The sequence below is a fragment of the Thermithiobacillus plumbiphilus genome, from assembly GCF_038070005.1.
Taxonomy (GTDB): domain Bacteria; phylum Pseudomonadota; class Gammaproteobacteria; order Acidithiobacillales; family Thermithiobacillaceae; genus JBBPCO01.
Window position 1 is genome coordinate 13,683 of sequence record NZ_JBBPCO010000003.1, and the last position, 17,479, is coordinate 31,161.

General features: G+C 64.0%; 15 protein-coding genes. 4 read left to right on the plus strand and 11 right to left on the minus strand.

Features of this window, described 5'->3' with window-relative positions:
- Positions 1-12 precede the first annotated feature (12 nt).
- Together WOB96_RS03845 and WOB96_RS03850 are read left to right on the plus strand one after the other, a co-directional pair.
- The gene (locus WOB96_RS03845; RefSeq protein ID WP_341369957.1) at positions 13-2,052 is read left to right on the plus strand and encodes a TonB-dependent receptor domain-containing protein; all 2,040 of its coding nucleotides are present in this window, start codon (positions 13-15) and stop codon (positions 2,050-2,052) included.
- 50 nt (positions 2,053-2,102) lie between these two features.
- Complete coding sequence (locus tag WOB96_RS03850; RefSeq protein WP_341369958.1) at positions 2,103-2,819, plus strand: sulfite exporter TauE/SafE family protein; 717 nt, start codon at positions 2,103-2,105, stop codon at positions 2,817-2,819.
- A gap of 1 nt (position 2,820) precedes the next feature.
- Here WOB96_RS03850 and WOB96_RS03855 read toward each other — a convergent pair whose 3' ends face one another.
- Positions 2,821-3,768, minus strand: coding sequence for a sigma-54 interaction domain-containing protein (locus WOB96_RS03855; protein WP_341369959.1), 948 nt, complete (start codon positions 3,766-3,768; stop codon positions 2,821-2,823).
- A gap of 33 nt (positions 3,769-3,801) precedes the next feature.
- Between WOB96_RS03855 and WOB96_RS03860 the strand changes: the two genes are divergently transcribed.
- Entirely contained in the window at positions 3,802-4,308 is a 507-nt protein-coding gene (locus WOB96_RS03860; RefSeq protein ID WP_341369960.1) for a hypothetical protein, read from the plus strand.
- A gap of 1 nt (position 4,309) precedes the next feature.
- On the opposite strand, the gene WOB96_RS03865 is transcribed toward WOB96_RS03860, so the two are convergent.
- The 3 genes from WOB96_RS03865 to secA all read right to left on the minus strand — a co-directional run bounded on the left by WOB96_RS03865 (position 4,310) and on the right by secA (position 9,346).
- Positions 4,310-5,326 carry a Nudix family hydrolase gene (locus WOB96_RS03865; RefSeq protein ID WP_341369961.1) on the minus strand — a complete coding sequence of 339 codons (1,017 nt, stop codon included), beginning with the start codon at positions 5,324-5,326 and terminating at the stop codon, positions 4,310-4,312.
- Between the two features lie 20 nt (positions 5,327-5,346).
- Positions 5,347-6,567, minus strand: a complete 1,221-nt coding sequence (gene argJ / locus WOB96_RS03870; protein WP_341369962.1) for a bifunctional glutamate N-acetyltransferase/amino-acid acetyltransferase ArgJ — start codon at positions 6,565-6,567, stop codon at positions 5,347-5,349.
- Between the two features lie 79 nt (positions 6,568-6,646).
- Positions 6,647-9,346: a preprotein translocase subunit SecA gene (secA, locus tag WOB96_RS03875; protein ID WP_341369963.1), complete on the minus strand. Its 2,700-nt coding sequence runs from the start codon at positions 9,344-9,346 to the stop codon at positions 6,647-6,649.
- A 117-nt stretch (positions 9,347-9,463) separates the two neighbouring features.
- Here secA and WOB96_RS03880 point away from each other — a divergent pair, with 117 nt between their 5' ends.
- Positions 9,464-9,907, plus strand: coding sequence for a DciA family protein (locus WOB96_RS03880; protein ID WP_341369964.1), 444 nt, complete (start codon positions 9,464-9,466; stop codon positions 9,905-9,907).
- Here the strand turns inward: WOB96_RS03880 and lpxC are convergent.
- The 7 genes from lpxC to murC form a co-directional block, all read right to left on the minus strand.
- Positions 9,904-10,812: a UDP-3-O-acyl-N-acetylglucosamine deacetylase gene (gene lpxC / locus WOB96_RS03885; RefSeq protein WP_341369965.1), complete on the minus strand. Its 909-nt coding sequence runs from the start codon at positions 10,810-10,812 to the stop codon at positions 9,904-9,906. The genes WOB96_RS03880 and lpxC overlap by 4 nt on opposite strands.
- 140 nt (positions 10,813-10,952) lie before the next feature.
- On the minus strand, positions 10,953-12,098 hold the full coding sequence (gene ftsZ, locus WOB96_RS03890) for a cell division protein FtsZ (protein WP_341369966.1): 1,146 nt from the start codon (positions 12,096-12,098) through the stop codon (positions 10,953-10,955).
- A gap of 81 nt (positions 12,099-12,179) precedes the next feature.
- A complete protein-coding gene (ftsA, locus tag WOB96_RS03895) occupies positions 12,180-13,418 on the minus strand; it encodes a cell division protein FtsA (protein WP_341369967.1) in 1,239 nt (412 codons plus the stop codon).
- On the minus strand, positions 13,415-14,182 hold the full coding sequence (locus tag WOB96_RS03900; RefSeq protein ID WP_341369968.1) for a cell division protein FtsQ/DivIB: 768 nt from the start codon (positions 14,180-14,182) through the stop codon (positions 13,415-13,417). Before WOB96_RS03900 ends, ftsA begins: the two co-directional genes overlap by 4 nt.
- Positions 14,182-15,117, minus strand: a complete 936-nt coding sequence (locus WOB96_RS03905; protein ID WP_341369969.1) for a D-alanine--D-alanine ligase — start codon at positions 15,115-15,117, stop codon at positions 14,182-14,184. Before WOB96_RS03905 ends, WOB96_RS03900 begins: the two co-directional genes overlap by 1 nt.
- A gap of 6 nt (positions 15,118-15,123) precedes the next feature.
- Positions 15,124-16,077 (minus strand): UDP-N-acetylmuramate dehydrogenase, encoded by a 954-nt coding sequence (gene murB / locus WOB96_RS03910; protein ID WP_341369970.1) that lies wholly within the window; start codon positions 16,075-16,077, stop codon positions 15,124-15,126.
- 1 nt (position 16,078) lies between these two features.
- The gene (gene murC, locus WOB96_RS03915) at positions 16,079-17,479 is read right to left on the minus strand and encodes a UDP-N-acetylmuramate--L-alanine ligase (RefSeq protein WP_341369971.1); all 1,401 of its coding nucleotides are present in this window, start codon (positions 17,477-17,479) and stop codon (positions 16,079-16,081) included.

The following is a 17,479-nucleotide window of genomic DNA, read 5'->3' on the forward strand; positions in this document are numbered from 1 at the left end:
GTGGAGAAACGCATGCCGCTTGCCCGATCAGTCATATTGAGCGCCCTTTTCGGCCTGCCTCTCGGGGTACATGCCGAGCAAAGCACCGTGCTGCCCGAAGTCACAGTGCAAGGTGATGCCCTTCCCGCGGACCAGCATATCCTAAGCAGTTCCGAAATCAGCGCGCGCGCACCCCAGGACAGCGCCGACCTGCTCAATACCGTGCCCGGTGCGGCGGTCAACCGCAACGGGCCACTGACCGGCATCGTGCAGCTGCGTGGGCTGGAAGGCGACCGGGTGGGCATCCGGGTGGACGACATGAGCATCACCCCGGCCTGCCCCAACCGCATGGACCCGCCCTTGCATTACATCGAGCCGCAGGCGCTGGAAATGCTCACGGTGATCCCCGGCATCGCGCCGGTCAGCACCGGCCCCGGCGCGCCGGCCGGCGTGGTGCTGGCGGAACGCAAGGGCGTGGAGCTGGGGCCCGACGCCAAATACCGGCCCGGCGGCGAACTGGGCCTCGGCCTGCGCAGCAACAACGGCGCCGTCAATAGTTATCTGGCAGGGCAGCTGGCCAACGAGATCCAGGGCCTGCGCCTGTCCGGCAGCGCCGGCAAGGCCGCCGACACCCGCTTCCGCGGCGGTACCATCGCCGATACCGGCTACAGTTATCAGGCCGGCGACATCGACTATGCGCGCCGCCTGAGCCGCGGTCGCCTGGATCTCTCCGCCGGCCTGCACAACACCTGGGATGCCGGCACCCCGGCGCTGAGCATGGACATGATCTATGACAAGTCCCAGCGCTACCGGGCCAAGTACAGCGGCCAGGGACACGCTCCCTTCGCCCAGGTGGAAGCCAGCCTCTATCACCATCGGGTCGATCATCTGATGGACAACTACAGCCTGCGTTCCAACACCGGTATCCCCATGTTCGCACCGGCCGCGTCCCGCGACACCGGCGGCAAATTCAGTTCGTCCCTGGTCGCCGGCGGCGGACTGACCACCCTCGGCGCGGATTTCCATGTCAACCGCTTCGACGCCTACCAGCAGAACGCCACCACAGGCGCGGCCATGGACATGTTCAACAATGCCCGCAGCCAGGACCTCGGCCTCTTCTCGGAATGGTCGCGGGAGCTGGGCCGGCGCTGGGTCCTGGATCTCGGCGCGCGCCTGGACCGCTACCTGTCCGATGCCGACGCCATCGCCCGCAGCAACGCCATGACCAGCGCGGCAGCGGCCGCCTTCAATGCCGCCGAGCGCCGCCAGACGGACTGGAACTGGGATGCCACCGCCAAGCTGAGCTATCTGGCCCGTGCGGACCTCAGTTACAGCCTGGGCCTGGCCCGCAAGACGCGCTCGCCGAGCCTCCTGGAACGCTATCTCTGGACCCCCTTGGCCGCCAACGCCGGTCTCTCCGATGGCCGCCGCTACCTGGGCGACGTGAACCTGCGCCCGGAGCTGAGCTATCAGGCCAACCTCGGCCTCGACTGGCGTCCGCGGCAGGCGCTGCTCACCGTCAATCTCTTCTACAACCAGGTGCGAGACTACATCCAGGGCGCGCGCACCCCGGCCGCCATCGCCGCCGGCGCCGATGTGCTGCAGTTCGCCAATCTGGACCGGGTGATGCTCTATGGCATCGATGGCCAGGGCCAGTATGAGCTCGGCAGCGCCTGGCGCCTGACCGGCCAGGCCGCCTATGTGCGTGGCCGCCAGCTGGGCGACGGCGACAGCCTGTACCGGATCGCCCCGCTGTGGGGCACTGTGGGCCTCTGGCATCGGCGGCAGAGCTGGCAGGCGGGCCTGGAAACCCGCCTGGTCGCCCCTCAGAACGCCGTAGCGGGCTTCAACGGCGAGCAGCGGACGCCCGGCTACCAGATCCTGAACCTGCGTGCCCGCTTCACGCCGGCCCAGGCCTGGCAGCTGGATGCCGGTATCGAGAACCTGCTCAACCGTTACTACGTGGACCACCTGAACGGCATCAACCGGGTGGCGGGCAGCGACGTGCCGGTGGGCAGCAGGCTGCCCGGCGCCGGTATCAACGTCTATCTGCAGGCGAGCTACCGCCTGTGATCGTGGGCGGTCCGCTGGCAACGACTTCGATGATGTGGTGAGATAAGCAAATGGAAATAACCAACCAGTTTCCCCTGCTCGCAGCCTTCATCGTCGGCCTACTGGGCGGCGTACATTGTGTGGGCATGTGCGGCGGCATCGTCGGCATGCTCAGCTTCAGTCTGCCACCTGCTATTCGCAGCGACCCCTGGAAGCAGTTCCCCTATCTCCTGGGTTACAATGCCGGGCGCATTTTCTCGTATTCGATGGCGGGTCTGATTGCCGGTGGCTTGGGAGCGCTGGCGGCCGGCATCCTGCCGGTGCGCGCCGCGCAGGTGCTGCTCTTTGCCCTGGCCGCCCTGGTCATGATCGCACTCGGGCTCTATCTCGCCGGTATGGCACCGATGGTAAGCCGCATCGAGCACCTCGGGCGTCCGCTCTGGCGCCGTCTGGAACCGGTGAGCCGCAAGCTCCTGCCCGTCAAATCACCTGGGCACGCGATGCTGCTTGGCACACTCTGGGGCTGGCTGCCCTGTGGGCTGGTGTACTCGGCACTGATCATGGCCGTGTCGGCGGGCTCGGCTTTGCAGGGCGGGCTCTTGATGCTGGCATTTGGACTCGGCACCCTGCCCACGGTGCTCACCATGGGCAGCCTGGCCGGCCTGCTGACCCAGTGGACGCGCCGGCCGCAGGTCCGGCGAGTCGCCGGCTTACTGATTGCCGGCATGGGCGTTTTGTCCCTGATGATGCTGGCCAGCAAGCTGATCCCCTCGGGTGCCGGCAGCTGATTCAGGCCAGTTCGTATTTCCGGATGCGATAAACCAAGGTATCCCGGCTGATGCCGAGCAACCGCGCGGCCTGGCTGCGATTGCCCTGGGCCTGCTGCAGGGCATCCGCCAGCATCTGCCGTTCCGTATCCACCAACGGGCCGCCTGTGGACTTGGGCGTACCGCCTGACATGCGCAGCTCGGCCGGCAGGCAGGCAAGCCCCAGCGGCATGGGATCACTGCCATGCAGGATGGTCAGGCGCTCGGCCAGATTCTTGAGTTCGCGCACATTGCCGGGCCAGGGATAACGCTGCAACTGGCGCAAGGCCGGACGGTCGAGCGAGATGAGTTCACGACCATGGCGAGCCGCCGCCAAACGGGCGAAGTGGCTGAAAAGCTCCAGGACGTCGTCGGCGCGTTCACGCAGGGCCGGCATCTCCAGCGGCACCACCTGCAGGCGATAGTAGAGATCGGCGCGGAATAGCTGTTGGGCGACCAGCATCGGAAGATCCCGGTGCGTGGCGGCGATCAGGCGGGTCCGCACGGGAATGGGGCGGGGTGCGCCCACCGGGTGGATTTCGCCACTTTCCAGAAAGCGCAGCAGCTTGGCCTGGGCCGGCAGGGACAGCTCACCGATTTCATCGAGAAACAGCGTGCCGCCGGCAGCAGCCCGGATGCGGCCACCGTAGTCATGATTCGCCCCGGTAAAGGCACCGCGCTGATGACCAAAGAGCTCGGATTCCAGCAGATGCTCCGGAATGGCCGCACAGTTGATCGCCACAAAAGGTCCCGAGGACCAGGGCGAATGCTGATGCAGATATTGCGCCAGCAGCTCCTTGCCGGTGCCGCTCTCGCCCAGGATGAGCACGGTCACATCGGTGGAGGCAACCAGCCCGGCGGCCCGCAGTACCTGCTGGAGAATGGGCGAACGCCCGATCAGGCCACTTGTCTGCGCTGAATGTTCATGCATGGTCTTCACCCCGTTTCGAATGGAGCTAGGATAATGAAAATTGACACCCGGAAAAAGCTGCTGCGCAGCTTGCCGATCATTCTGCTGCTCGGTCTGGTCCTGCTGATTTTTCTGAACCGCGATCAACTGCGCCAGTTCATCGCCCTCACTCCCGGCGAGAACGTGCAGCAGCAGGCCGAATGCAACCTGGGGCGGCAGCCATGCACAGCGCAGGTGGCCGGCGGCGAGATAGAGGTCGCACTGCAACCGCGCCCACTGCATGCGATGGAGCAAGGTCAGTTACGCCTGCACACCCAAGGCATCGAGATTCGAGGCGCGCAGATTGACTTCACCATGGCGGATATGGACATGGGCCTCAACCGATTTACCCTGAAACCCGCCGGAAACGGTCAGTGGCAGGCGGCCATCACCCTGCCGGTCTGCATGCAGGGATCGAGCGAGTGGATTGCCACCCTGGCCCTGGAAGACGCCCAGGGCAAGCACTGGCAATTACGCTGGCCGCTGACGGTTGCAGCGAGCGCGTCAACGGCACACCAATGAGTCATGCAAGGGCCGCGAGATAGGCCGCAACCGCCTGCCCTGGATCATCGGCCTCCAGAATGCCGCCCAGCACGGCAATTCCGGCCGCACCGGCTTTCATCAGCTCCGGCACGCGATCTGGACTGAGGCCCCCCAGCGCCAGCACCGGCACGCGGGTCTGCCTGACCAGCGCTGCAAAGCGGTCCAGGCCAAGCGTTGGCGCGCCCGGATGCGAGGCGGTCGGATAGACCGGCGAGAGCAGCGCAAAATCCACGCCAGCGGCTTCGGCCGCCTGAAGCTCGGCCAGATCATGGCAGGATGCGCCCCACAGTCCGGTATGCGGTCCCAATACCTTGCCCTGCAGGGCCGCGAGCCGGCTGGCGGAGAGCTGGATGCCATCGGCTGGCACCTCTTCGAGCAGGGTAGGCGCGCCGTTGAGCAGCAGCTTCGCCTCATGCGCCCGGGTCAGGACCAGAACCTCGCGGGCGAGAGCCAGATAGGCAGCCTGATCAAGCGCCTTGGCACGCAACTGTATCCAGCGCACCCCGGCGCTCAATGCCTGTTCCAGTGTGGGCAGGAAGCACCCGGCCGGGCAACGCGCCGGGTCGGCAATCAGATACAGCGGGGGGCTTGGGAGCTTCGTTGAAGGCATGTTCTGCAAGGCCTCAATGATCGGGCGGTTGGCAGCGGGAAAACTCTGCGGATCGAGCTCATCAGGATGAAGCCAGCGCAAGGGCTGGCCCTCCAGCCCGCAAGGCTCGCCGCGAAATTGGTGCACCTTGCAGATTTGCAGGGCCACCTGCTTGTCCGGATAGGCAAAGGTCTGGGTGAACCAGAAGCTGGCCGCAAGCACCTCAATGCCAAGCTCCTCGGCCAGTTCGCGGGCCAGGGCCTGCTCCAGACTCTCACCGGGCTCGATCTTGCCACCGGGAAACTCCCAGAGCCCGCCCTGATGGGCATCCTGGTGCCGGCGACTGACCAGTACCCGGCCATCGGCGCCCAGAATCACCCCGACCGCCACCTGCACCACGCTGCTCATGTCAGGTAAACCTGTCCGGCTCAGGTCCGGTACTCGGCATTGATCTTGACGTAATCATAGGAAAAATCGCAGGTCCAGATCATCTCCGCGGCATTGCCCCGGCCAAGATTCACGCAGATACCCACTTCCGGCCTGGCCATGACCGCAGCACCAGCGGCTTCGGTATAGGCTGGTGCCTTGGCGCCATGCTGCACGATGCGCAAGTCATCGAGACAGATGGACACCTTCGAGACATCGAGATCGTCGATGCCGGCCGAACCGATGGCCGCCAGCAAACGTCCCCAGTTGGGATCGGAGGCAAAGAAGGCGGTCTTGACCAGCGGCGAGTGCGCGATGCGATAGGCGACCTGCAGGCACTCGGATACATCCCGCCCGCCTTCCACTTCGATGCTGATGAACTTGGTGGCACCCTCGCCGTCACGCACGATGGCCTGGGCCAGCTCCCGCGTCACCTCATTGACCGCCTGCTGGACGGCGGAAAAGGCCGCGCCGGCGGGCTCGCGCATGGCCGGCAGATCCGCCTTGCCGGTGGCAATCAAGACGCAGGCATCATTGGTGGAGGTATCGCCATCGACCGTGATGCGGTTGAAGGACTGGTTCACCGCCGTCTGCAGGCAGGCCTCCAGCGCCGGCCCGCAAAGCGGGGCATCGGTGGCGATGAAGGCCAGCATGGTCGCCATGTCCGGGCGGATCATGCCCGCCCCCTTGCAGATGCCGGTCACCGTCACGGTCACGCCATCGACCTGGATCTGGCGGCTGGCGCCCTTGGCCACGGTGTCGGTGGTCATGATCGCGCGCGCCGCCGGCAGCCAGTTGTCCGCTTTCAGGTCCGCCTTGCATGGCGACAGGCCCGCCAGCAGGCGCTCCACGGGGAAACGCTCGCCGATGACCCCGGTGGAAAAGGGCAGCACCTCTTCCAGTTCGCAGCCGAGCTGCCGCGCCACGCCATCGCAGACCGCGCGGGCATCCTCGATGCCGGGCTCGCCGGTGCCGGCATTGGCATAGCCGGTGTTGATGACCAGAGCCCTGGGGCTGCTCACGCGCAGGTGATTTCTGGCGAGGATCACGGGCGCCGCGCAGAAGCGGTTGCGGGTGAATACTGCCGCCAGGCGCGTGTCCGGCGCCAGTTGCAGCAGGGTCAGATCGAGACGATCCGGTTTCTTGATGCCGGCGGCGGCAACGCCCAGTTGCACGCCTGGCACGGGGTAAAGCTGACTGTTTTCTTGCAGACCAACGGCCATGGTTTTCTTTCTTTGACAGTGAAAAGGCGAATCGACTACCAGGCCGCAGCGGGTGCGGCCTGGCCCCTATCCCGGTGGGTCAGCTCAGGCGCCCGCAGCAGTGCTTGTACTTCCTGCCCGAACCGCAGGGGCAAGGCTCGTTGCGACCCACCTTGGCGCCCTCGCGCACACTGGTCTGCGGACTGGCCGCGGGCATGTCGGCCGGGTCGCCGCCAGCATCGTCCAGAGCCGGGTGCTGGAACTGCATCCGGGAAGGCTGCTGATGCTGAGCCTCGAAAGCCTCGACATCCTGCTCGGCCGCCACATGCACCTTGGATACCAGTTCGATGAGCTCGACCTTGAGCCGCCCGATCATGGCGTTGAACATCTCGAAGGCTTCGCGCTTGTACTCCTGCTTGGGATTCTTCTGGGCATAGCCGCGCAGGTGGATGCCCTGGCGCAGGTGGTCCATGGCCGCCAGGTGATCCTTCCACTGGGCATCCAGCACCTGCAGCATGGCCGCCTTTTCAAAATGCCGCATCACCGGCTCGCCGATCTGCTGCGTCTTGGCTTCATAGATGGCGGTCACTTCCTGCAGGAGCCGGTCGAACAGCGACTGCCTGTCCAGGTTGCCATCGGCTGCCATCCAGCTTCGCACCGGGAGCTGCGCCCCGAACTGCCGCTCCAGGCCCTCTTCCAGTCCAGCCAGGTCCCATTCCTCCTCCATCACGCCGGCCGGCGCATAGGTCGCGAGCACCTCTTCGAGCACTTCGCGGCGCAGATCACGGACCATGTCACTGATGTCATTGGTGTCCATGATCTGGTTGCGCTGCTGATAGATGACCTTACGCTGCTCGTTGGCGACGTCGTCATACTCGAGCAACTGCTTGCGGATATCGAAGTTGCGTCCCTCGACCTTGCGCTGGGCGTTCTCGATGGCCTTGGTGACCCACTTGTGCTCGATCGCCTCGCCTTCCTGCATGCCAAGGCGCTGCATGATGACGCTGATGCGCTCGCTGGCGAAGATGCGCATCAGGTTGTCTTCCAGGGACAGGAAGAAGCGGCTGGAGCCTGGATCGCCCTGACGGCCGGCGCGGCCGCGTAGCTGATTGTCCACGCGTCGGGACTCGTGCCGCTCGGTGCCAACGATGTGCAAGCCACCCAGGCCCAGCACCTCATCATGGCGTTTCTGCCAGACCGCGCGGAGCTCCTGAATGCGCGCCTTGCGCTGTTCATCCGAGAGCGTCTCGTCCTGCTCGATGGCATGGATATCGGCTTCGATGCTGCCGCCGAGCACGATGTCGGTACCACGACCCGCCATATTGGTGGCGATGGTCACCGCCTTGGGCTTGCCGGCCTGGGCGACGATCTCCGCCTCGCGTTCGTGCTGCTTGGCGTTCAGGACCTCGTGGGGGATCTTCGCCTGCTTCAGCAGCGAGGCCAGCAGTTCATTGCTCTCGATTGACGCCGTACCCACCAGCACCGGCTGTCCGCGCTCGTAACAATCGCGGATCTCGTCGATGATGGCCTTGTATTTCTCCTGCGCCGTGCGGTACACCAGGTCGGGCATGTCCTTGCGCTGTACCGGCCGGTGCGTCGGAATCACCACCACATCGAGGCCATAGATCTGATGCAGTTCGTAGGCTTCGGTGTCGGCCGTGCCGGTCATGCCCGAGAGCTTCTGGTACATGCGGAAGTAATTCTGGAAGGTGATCGAGGCGAGCGTCTGGTTCTCGTTCTGGATGCGCACGCCTTCCTTGGCCTCGACCGCCTGATGCAGGCCTTCGGACCAGCGCCGGCCACTCATCATCCGGCCCGTGAACTCATCGATGATGATGACCTGGTCATCACGCACGATATAGTCCACCTCGCGCTTGAACAGGGTATGGGCGCGCAGGGCCTGATTCAGGTGGTGAACCAGGTTGATGTTGGTGACATCGTACAGATTGCCTTCCTGGAGCATGCCCATCTCGCGCAGGAGGTTCTCGGCCTTCTCCGTGCCCTCCTCGGTCAGCATGACCTGCCGGGCCTTCTCGTCGACCGTGTAGTCTTCCTCGGCCTGCAGATGCGGGATGACCTTGTCGACGCGCTGATAAAGGTCAGTGTTGTCATCGGTGGGGCCGCTGATGATCAGCGGCGTGCGGGCCTCGTCAATCAGGATCGAGTCCACTTCGTCGATGATGGCGTAATTGAGCTTGCGCTGAACCCGCTCTTCCGGGCGGAAGGCCATGTTGTCGCGCAGGTAGTCGAAACCAAACTCGTTGTTGGTGCCGTAGGTGATGTCGGCGGCATAGGCGGCACGGCGCTCTTCCTGGCCCAGATCCGAGACGATGACGCCGACGGAGAGTCCAAGAAAGCGATAGATGCGCCCCATCCACTCGGCATCGCGACGGGCCAGGTAATCGTTCACCGTCACCACGTGCACGCCCTCGCCGGGCAGGGCGTTGAGGTACGCGGCCAGGGTGGCCACCAGGGTCTTGCCTTCACCCGTGCGCATCTCGGCGATCTTGCCCTGATGCAGCACCATGCCACCGATCAGCTGGACGTCGAAGTGACGCATGCCGAGGGTGCGCTTGCCAGCCTCACGGGCCACGGCAAAGGCCTCCGGCTGGATGTCATCCAGGGTTTCACCCTTGGCCAGGCGCTGCCTGAATTCGACCGTCTTCGCGGCGAGTTCGGCATCGCTCAACTTCGCGAGATCGGCTTCCAGGGCATTGGTGCGAGCCACCAAGCCCTGCAGGCGGCTGATGGTCCGGTCATTGCGGCTGCCGATGAAGCGTCGTACTAAACTGGAGATCATAGAAAGGTCTGCGTGTGAGGAATCAGGTGAGAAAAAATAAGGGACAAATTACCATATGTAATCCCCGCGTGTAAGGGGTGCATCAGAACAGGATCCGACCATCCGCCAGGGAGGCACATGCGGCAAATACTCAGACAAAGCCAGGATCCGGAACTTTCAAAGCTACTTGATCACGCGCTGAAGCTGCGGGAACGCCAGCGGATTCTGCTCGGCTGGCTCGGCCCGGAGGCACAGGAGCACTTCCATGTGCTCGGCTGGGAAAAGCAGGTCCTGCGCCTGGGCGCCAGTTCCGGCGCCTGGAAGCAATGGCTGCGCCTGCATGAGGCACGGCTGGCCAGCAACTGGAATCAACGCTACCCCAGTGAACCGGTCAAGAGGATTCAATGCAAGGTACAGCCTGCGCTGGCCGAATATAAAAAGCGGGGCGCGGCAGGGGGCGAGGCAGCGGTCAGGGGGCAACCACTGGGGGCGGCAGCACTTCGAGGCGTTGCCCAAAGCGTGCAGGACAAAGGGCTGGCAGCCGCCATGCGGCGGCTGGCAAGCACCCTGGACAAACCTTAGGCGTGGACGAGACTTTCCCGCAGGGGAAAGGCCTGCTGTTCCTGACCCAGTTCGACATAGCTCCAGGCATCGCGGTGGGCGAGCAGGCGGCGGATCAGCTGGTTGTTGAGGGCATGGCCTGATTTATGGGCACTGAAATGGCCCAGCAAGGGGCTGCCCACCAGGTACAGATCTCCGACCGAATCCAGAATCTTGTGGCGGACGAACTCGTCCTCATAACGCAAGCCGTCCTCGTTGAGGATCCGGTAATCATCCACCACGATGGCGTTATCCAGATTGCCGCCCAGCGCCAGCCCCATGCGCCGCATGGCCTCGACCTCGCGCACGAAGCCAAAGGTGCGGGCCCGGGCCACTTCCTTGGCGTAGGAGGTCCTGGAAAAATCCAGACTCACGAACTGCTTGCCATTGCGTACCACGGGATGATCGAAATCGATGGCAAAGGACACCTTGAAACCCTCATAGGGTTCCAGCCGGGCCCAGCGGTCGCCATTCTCGACCTGCACGGTTTTGGTGATCCGGATGAAGCGTTTCGGGGCAAGCTGTTCCTCGATGCCGGCACACTGGAGCAGGAACACGAAGGGTGCGGCACTGCCATCCATGATCGGGACTTCCGGCCCATCGAGATCGATATAGGCATTGTCGATACCCATGCCTGACAGGGCGGACATGAGGTGCTCGACCGTGGAGACCCGCACGCCATCCTTGCCGAGATTGGTCGAGAGTTGTGTGTCCACGACGAGGTCGGCCCTGGCAGGGATCAGCGCGTTTTCACCCAGGTCGGCCCGGTGAAAGACGATCCCGGTATTCACCGGGGCAGGGCGAAGACCGATGTAGGTCTTGCGGCCTGAATGCAGGCCGATGCCCGTGCCCCAGACCATGTTCTTGAGTGTGCGTTGCCTGATCATGTGCTATCCAGCCCCACCGGGGGCCGCCTCCTGGCGATGTTGCATAAGCGTAACAAACTTTTTTCTCTAATCCAACAAGAAACCGACCGATCGGTCAGAGGTCGGTCTCTCGTGCTTATGCAAAATCGCTGCCGAGGAACCTAGTCTGCCTGCTTGCGCAAAAAGGCCGGTATGTCGAGATCACTGTAATCCGGCGTCGCACCCGACATGGCCCGCCCCTGCGGGCCCCAGCGGCCGGGTTGTGCCTGCCCGCTGGCGCGCTCGGGCTGCCGGCCGGGATTGCCCGGCACAGGGCGAACCACGGGCTCATGCGGGCTTGCCAGCGAAACCGCCCGGTTGAGACCCGTTGCCACCACGGTCACCCGCAGCTCGCCACTCATGTCCGGGTCGATCACGGTGCCCACCACCACGGTGGATTCGTCGGCCGCGAAGCCCTTGATGACGTTGCCGACCTCTTCGAACTCGCCAATGGAGAGGTCCAGACCGGCGGTCACATTGACTAGAATGCCGCGGGCCCCGTTCAGGTTGACATCCTCCAGCAAAGGGCTGCATACCGCCCGCGTGGCTGCATCCTTGGCACGGTTTTCGCCAGTGGCCGTGGCCGAGCCCATCATGGCTACGCCCATCTCGGACATGACGGTGCGCACGTCGGCAAAGTCGACGTTGATCAGGCCGGGCCTGGTGATGAGCTCGGAGATGCCCTGCACCGCGCCGAGCAGGACGTGATCGGCGTACTTGAGCGCGTCCTTGAGGGAGACATTCTTGCCCAGTACGGACAGGAGCTTGTCATTGGGAATGGTGACCAGCGAATCGACATGGCGGGTCAGCTCTTCGATGCCGGTCATGGCATTGGCCATGCGCTTCTTGCCCTCGAAACCGAAGGGCTTGGTGACCACGCCCACGGTCAGGATGCCCATTTCCTTGGCGATGCTCGCCACCACCGGGGCCGCGCCCGTACCGGTGCCGCCACCCATGCCGGCGGTGATGAACACCATGTCGGCGCCCGTCAGCATTTCGCGGATGCGATCGCTGTCGGCCTCGGCGGCCTTGCGCCCGACTTCGGGATTGGCGCCAGCACCCAGGCCACGGGTCACATCCGTGCCAAGCTGCAACACATCATTGGCCCTGGAGCGGGCCAGGGCCTGTGCATCCGTATTGGCTGCAATGAATTCGACACCCTCCAGTCCGGCATCGGCCATGTTGTCCACGGCATTGCCACCACCACCACCAACACCGATCACCTTGATGACTGCCTGCATTTCCTGCGTATCGACCATCTCGAACATAGTGTTCACCTTTTCCGTGTTATCCCGCGCGCCGTGCGTTCGCCAGACTGCTATCGTTTGCCATGCAATTCATAAAAATATTCAACTACCCTGAAACCAGGACTTCATGCGCTGCAAAATGGAAGACATGGAGCCGTTACTGCTGATCGGCGGCTCCACGATTCGCTCCACGCCATTGTGACGGGCGAAAAGCACCAGCCCGACACCGGTGGCATACATGGGATCGCGGACGACGTCCTGCAGACCCCGGACCGGGGCTGGATTACCCAGCCTGACGGGCATGTGAAAGATTTCCTCGGCCAGTTCCACAGCCCCCATCATCTTGCTGGAGCCACCCGTCAGCACCAGCCCCGAGGCGATCATGTCCTCGAGCCCCGAACGCCGGAGCTCGGCCTGGATCAGCAGGAACAGTTCCTCCATGCGCGGCTCGACGATTTCCGCCAGGGTACGCTTGGAAAGGCTGCGCGAGGGCCGGTCGCCCACGCTCGGGACCTGGATGTCTTCTTCCTCGTCCACGAGCTGGGTCAGGGCACAGGCATATTTCTTCTTGATCTCTTCAGCGGCGTGGCTGGGCGTGCGCAGGGCCACGGCGATGTCGTTGGTGACGTGATCACCGGCAATGGGAATGACCGCCGTGTGGCGGATGGCGCCATCGACGAACACGGCCACATCGGTGGTGCCGCCGCCGATGTCCACCAGGCAGACGCCGAGATCCTTTTCGTCAGGCATGAGCACCGCCTCGCTGGAGGCGATCTGTTCCAGGACGATGTCATCGACTTCCAGGTTGCAGCGCCGGATGCATTTGACGATGTTCTGCGCCGCGCTGACCGCGCCGGTGACGATGTGCACCTTGGCTTCCAGCCGCACCCCCGACATGCCGATCGGTTCCCGGATGCCTTCCTGTTCGTCGATGATGAATTCCTGCGGCAGGATGTGGATCACCTTCTGATCCATGGGAATGGCAATGGCCCTGGCGGCATCGATGACCCGGTTGATGTCGTCCTGGCCGACCTCCTTGTTCTTGATCGCGACGATGCCGTGACTGTTGAAGCCACGAATGTGACTGCCGGCAATGCCTACGTAGACACTCTGGATCTGCACCCCTGCCATCAACTCCGCTTCTTCCACGGCCCGCTGAATGGCCTGCACGGTCGAGTCGATATTGACGACGACGCCTTTTTTCAGGCCCCTTGAGGGATGGCGACCGATACCGATCACCTCCACCTCACCCTCGGGCCTGACTTCGGCGACAATGGCGCAAACCTTGGATGTCCCGATGTCCAGGCCAACCACCAGCTGCTTGTCACTTCGTTTGCTCATTCCCTCTCCCGACCTGTATGCAGGTTCATCATCGCAAATCCGTTTGCATAGCGCAGATCCACCGTGGCCTTCGCGCCCAGATAGGCCCTTACCTGCGGGTATACCGCCATCCAGCGTTGCAGACGCTCCAAGGGCCCGTTGCGCCCCAGCGCGATATCGACCCCCGGATCCAGGCGGCAGCGCCAGGCGCCACGGGCATCGAGATTCAGGGCGACCAGCCGGGCGCCTGCCGCGCGGGTAATTCGGTCCGCCTCCAGGAAGCGTTGCAGCACCAGCGCCTGCTGTCCGGCAGGCCCCTGCAGCAGCGGCAGTCCGCGCGGCACCTGGTTCACCGGCACCGAGAAGGGTTGCCCCAGGGCATTGACCAATTGCACCTGCTGTCCGTTCTGCCAGCGGGCAACCGCCTGCTGTTCGACGATGCGGATGCGCAGGCGATCCGGCCATACGCGCCAGACCGAGGCATCCGCCACCCAGGGCATCTGCCTGAGCGTGGCCCTGACCGCATCCGGATCCACGCCAAGGAAACCCTTTGCCGCCAGCGGCTGCACCTGCAGCCGGACCCATTCCGCACGCACGTGCTGCAGATTGCCTTCCACCTGCAACTCGCGCACCGGCAAGGTTTCGGGCTTGGCCAGCCAGCCCCAGAACGACCTGGCGGCGAGCATCGCAAACGCCAATCCCAGCAACCAGGCCAGATGCCGGGGCCGAAACCGCCAGCCTGGCGTCGGCGCGGCTTCCGGGGCCTGGCTACGGTAGGCCGACATCAGGCCTCCCGGACCCCATCCCGTGGCCGGGCGGCATCGAGAATGCAGCGCACCAGCTCCCCGAACTCGATGCCCGCGGCCTTCGCCGCCATCGGCACCAGGCTGTGACTGGTCATGCCGGGCACGGTGTTGATCTCGATCAGCCAAGGCTGACCATCGCCGTCCACCATGAAGTCCACGCGGCCCCAGGTCTGGCAGCCCACGACAGCGAAGGCCTTTATTGCCAGTTCCTGCACCTGGCTCTCCAGCACTTCTCCCAGGCCCGAGGGAATGAGATAGCGCGTGTCATCGACCAGGTACTTGGCCGTGTAATCATAGAACTCGCGGCTGGTTTCCAGCCGGATCACCGGTAGCGCCTGGCCCTCGAGAATCCCGGCCGTCACCTCGCGCCCCTGGATGAAGCGTTCGGCAATGACGACCTGATCGAAGCGGCGCGCCTCATCGATGGCCGCCGGCAATTCCTCAAGGGACTTCACCTTGCTGATGCCAAGACTCGATCCCTCACGGATGGGCTTGATCATCATCGGCAGGCCGATCTCGGCTACCAGGGTATTCCAGTCGCTGTAATCCGCATCCAGCATGCGAAATTCCGGAGTTGGCAAACCAGCGCCCTTCCACAACCACTTGGTGCGAAGCTTGTCCATCGCCAGACTGGAGGCCAGCACCCCGGACCCGGTGTAGGGCAGGTCCAGGGCTTCCAGACAGCCCTGCACCACCCCATCCTCGCCGAAGCGGCCATGCAGCATGTTGAACACGATCTCTGCTCCACTGGCCTTCAACTGCTCAGGGAGCGTGCCGGGCATGGCGTCGATCCCGACCGCATCGATCCCCTGTGCCTGCAAGGCCTGTAAAACATTGCGACCGCTTTCCAGGGATACCTCGCGTTCTCCCGAGGGTCCACCGAACAAAACCGCCACCCGACTAAAATTTGGCATTGTATCCTACATTCCTCGTATTTTCCGCTTCAATCTACATGAAACAGAATAATTTTCGTCCATTTCACCCAGGACCCGCACTTCCGGATGCAGACGTATCCCGGTACGCTGTTCGACCGTCTCGCCCACCTCATGGATGAGCATTTCTATGTCCGCTGGACTGGCGGTCCCGGTATTCACGATGAAGTTGGCGTGCTTCTCCGAAATTTGCGCGCCGCCAATGCGTCGGCCCTTGAGCCCGCAGGATTCGATCAGCCGCGCGGCATGATCTCCCGGCGGATTGCGGAACACCGAGCCGCAGCTTGGCATCTCCAAAGGCTGGGTTTCCGCACGACGGGCCAGCCAGTCGCGGATGCGACGATTGACGATGGCCGGATCTTCCGGTCTGAGTGAGAGTTCCGCGGCCACGAAGCAGGCGTCCGCCATGCCCTGAACCGAGCGGTAGCCAATCTGGAAATCCGCCGGGACACGTTCCTGAAGATTCCCGTCGGCGTCGAGTAGTTCCACTTTTTTTACCAGCGGCCAGGTTTCGCCACCATGCGCACCGGCATTCATGGCCAGTGCGCCACCCAGCGTGCCCGGCACGCCTGCCAGAAATTCCGCGCCCGCCAGCCCGGCATTGGCGCAGAAACGTGCCAGTTTGGCGCAGCTGACACCAGCACCGGCGCGTACCGTGACCTGATCCACTTGCTGCATGTCGTTCAGGGCGCCGGCCATGACCACCACCGTGCCGCGGATGCCACCGGCGCGGACCAGCAGATTGCTGCCCATCCCGACCCAGGTCACCGGCCCCTGCCGCCAGTGCGCCAGAAACTGGCGCAGATCTGCCAGATCCCGGGGCAGATAGAGTCGATCCGCCGGCCCGCCCACCCGCCAACTGGTGTAGCGCCCCATGGGCTGCCCGAGACGCAGCCGTCCGCGCAGGGGCTGCATGGTGTCGGCAGGGACCGTGGGGCTCATCTCAGACCTCCCACTCGGGGCCGAAAATTTCAGGCCATTGCGACGCCAGGCGGCCGATATTGCCGGCCCCAAGGGTCAGCACGACATCATTGGGGCGCAGATCCTCAAGCAGTCTGGCCGGCAGTCCGGCCACTTCTTCGACCAGGCAGGCCTTGACCCCACGCCCGCCCAGGGCATCCACCAGCCTGGCGCTGCTGGCCTCGGGAATCGGGGATTCACCGGCCGGATAGACGCCGGTCAGGAACACCGAATCGGCCTGGTCGAAGGCCGTGGTGAACTCCGCAAAGAGATCCCGGGTGCGGGTATAACGGTGCGGCTGAAAGGCGACCAGCAGACGCCGGTCGGGCCAGGCGGCACGCGCGGCGGCCAGCGTCGCCTGGATCTCGCGGGGATGGTGGCCGTAGTCATCCACGAAGATGGCACCCCGCCCCTGTCCGAGCACCTGGAAGCGTCGGCCGATACCGCCGAACTGGGCCAGTGCCCGCTGTATCGCGTCCTCCTCCACCCCGACCCGACTGGCAATGCCGATTGCGGCCAGGGCATTGAGGACATTGTGCCGCCCGGGCAGGCGTAGATTGATGTCCAGCCACTTGACGCTTTCGCCATTGGATACGCGGCGCCAGAGCGTGAAGCTGCTGTAGAGTCCGTCATGGCGCAGGTCGCGGGCCTGCAGATCGGCATCCGGCCCAAAGCCATAGGTCAGAATCGGCTTCTGGATCTGCGGCAGGAGTTCCCGGATTACCGGGTCCTCCAGGCAGAGCACCGCCTGGCCATAGAAGGGCAGACGCCCGAGAAACTGTAAGAAAGCAGCCTTGAGCTTGCCGAAATCGTGCTCGTAGGTCTGCATGTGATCGGCATCGATATTGGTGACCACCGCCATCACCGGCGCGAGTTCCAGGAAGGAGGCGTCGGATTCATCGGCCTCGGCCACCAGATAGTCGCCAGTACCCAATGCAGCATGGGTGCCGGAGGCATTGAGCAGGCCGCCGATCACGAAGGTGGGATCGAGCCCGCCCTCGGCCAGGATGCTGGCGATCAGGCTGGTGGTGGTGGTCTTGCCATGGGTGCCGGCGACGGCGATGCCCTGCTTGAAGCGCATCAGCTCGCCAAGCATCTCGGCGCGGCGGATCACGGGCGTCTTGGCCTCGCGGGCGGCGGCGATCTCGGGATTGCTTTCGTTGATGGCCGAGGACACCACAACCACATCGGCACCGCGCACGTTGGCCGCCTCGTGGCCGATGAACACCGTGGCCCCGAGATCCTGCAGTCGCAACGTGGCGGTACTCGCGGCAATGTCCGAGCCGGATACGTGATAGCCGAGATTCAGCAGGACCTCGGCGATGCCGCGCATGCCGGCGCCACCGATGCCAATGAAATGAATGCGTCTGATCCAGTTACGCAT

Excerpts from the sequence above, each read along its gene's own strand:
- WOB96_RS03845 (WP_341369957.1), top strand. The coding sequence starts at position 13 with ATGCCGCTTGCCCGATCAGTCATATTGAGCGCCCTTTTCGGCCTGCCT.
- WOB96_RS03850 (WP_341369958.1), top strand. The coding sequence starts at position 2,103 with ATGGAAATAACCAACCAGTTTCCCCTGCTCGCAGCCTTCATCGTCGGC.
- WOB96_RS03855 (WP_341369959.1), bottom strand. The coding sequence starts at position 3,768 with ATGCATGAACATTCAGCGCAGACAAGTGGCCTGATCGGGCGTTCGCCC.
- WOB96_RS03860 (WP_341369960.1), top strand. The coding sequence starts at position 3,802 with ATGAAAATTGACACCCGGAAAAAGCTGCTGCGCAGCTTGCCGATCATT.
- WOB96_RS03865 (WP_341369961.1), bottom strand. The coding sequence starts at position 5,326 with ATGAGCAGCGTGGTGCAGGTGGCGGTCGGGGTGATTCTGGGCGCCGAT.
- argJ (WP_341369962.1), bottom strand. The coding sequence starts at position 6,567 with ATGGCCGTTGGTCTGCAAGAAAACAGTCAGCTTTACCCCGTGCCAGGC.
- secA (WP_341369963.1), bottom strand. The coding sequence starts at position 9,346 with ATGATCTCCAGTTTAGTACGACGCTTCATCGGCAGCCGCAATGACCGG.
- WOB96_RS03880 (WP_341369964.1), top strand. The coding sequence starts at position 9,464 with ATGCGGCAAATACTCAGACAAAGCCAGGATCCGGAACTTTCAAAGCTA.
- lpxC (WP_341369965.1), bottom strand. The coding sequence starts at position 10,812 with ATGATCAGGCAACGCACACTCAAGAACATGGTCTGGGGCACGGGCATC.
- ftsZ (WP_341369966.1), bottom strand. The coding sequence starts at position 12,098 with ATGTTCGAGATGGTCGATACGCAGGAAATGCAGGCAGTCATCAAGGTG.
- ftsA (WP_341369967.1), bottom strand. The coding sequence starts at position 13,418 with ATGAGCAAACGAAGTGACAAGCAGCTGGTGGTTGGCCTGGACATCGGG.
- WOB96_RS03900 (WP_341369968.1), bottom strand. The coding sequence starts at position 14,182 with ATGTCGGCCTACCGTAGCCAGGCCCCGGAAGCCGCGCCGACGCCAGGC.
- WOB96_RS03905 (WP_341369969.1), bottom strand. The coding sequence starts at position 15,117 with ATGCCAAATTTTAGTCGGGTGGCGGTTTTGTTCGGTGGACCCTCGGGA.
- murB (WP_341369970.1), bottom strand. The coding sequence starts at position 16,077 with ATGAGCCCCACGGTCCCTGCCGACACCATGCAGCCCCTGCGCGGACGG.
- murC (WP_341369971.1), bottom strand. The coding sequence starts at position 17,479 with ATGCGTAACTGGATCAGACGCATTCATTTCATTGGCATCGGTGGCGCC.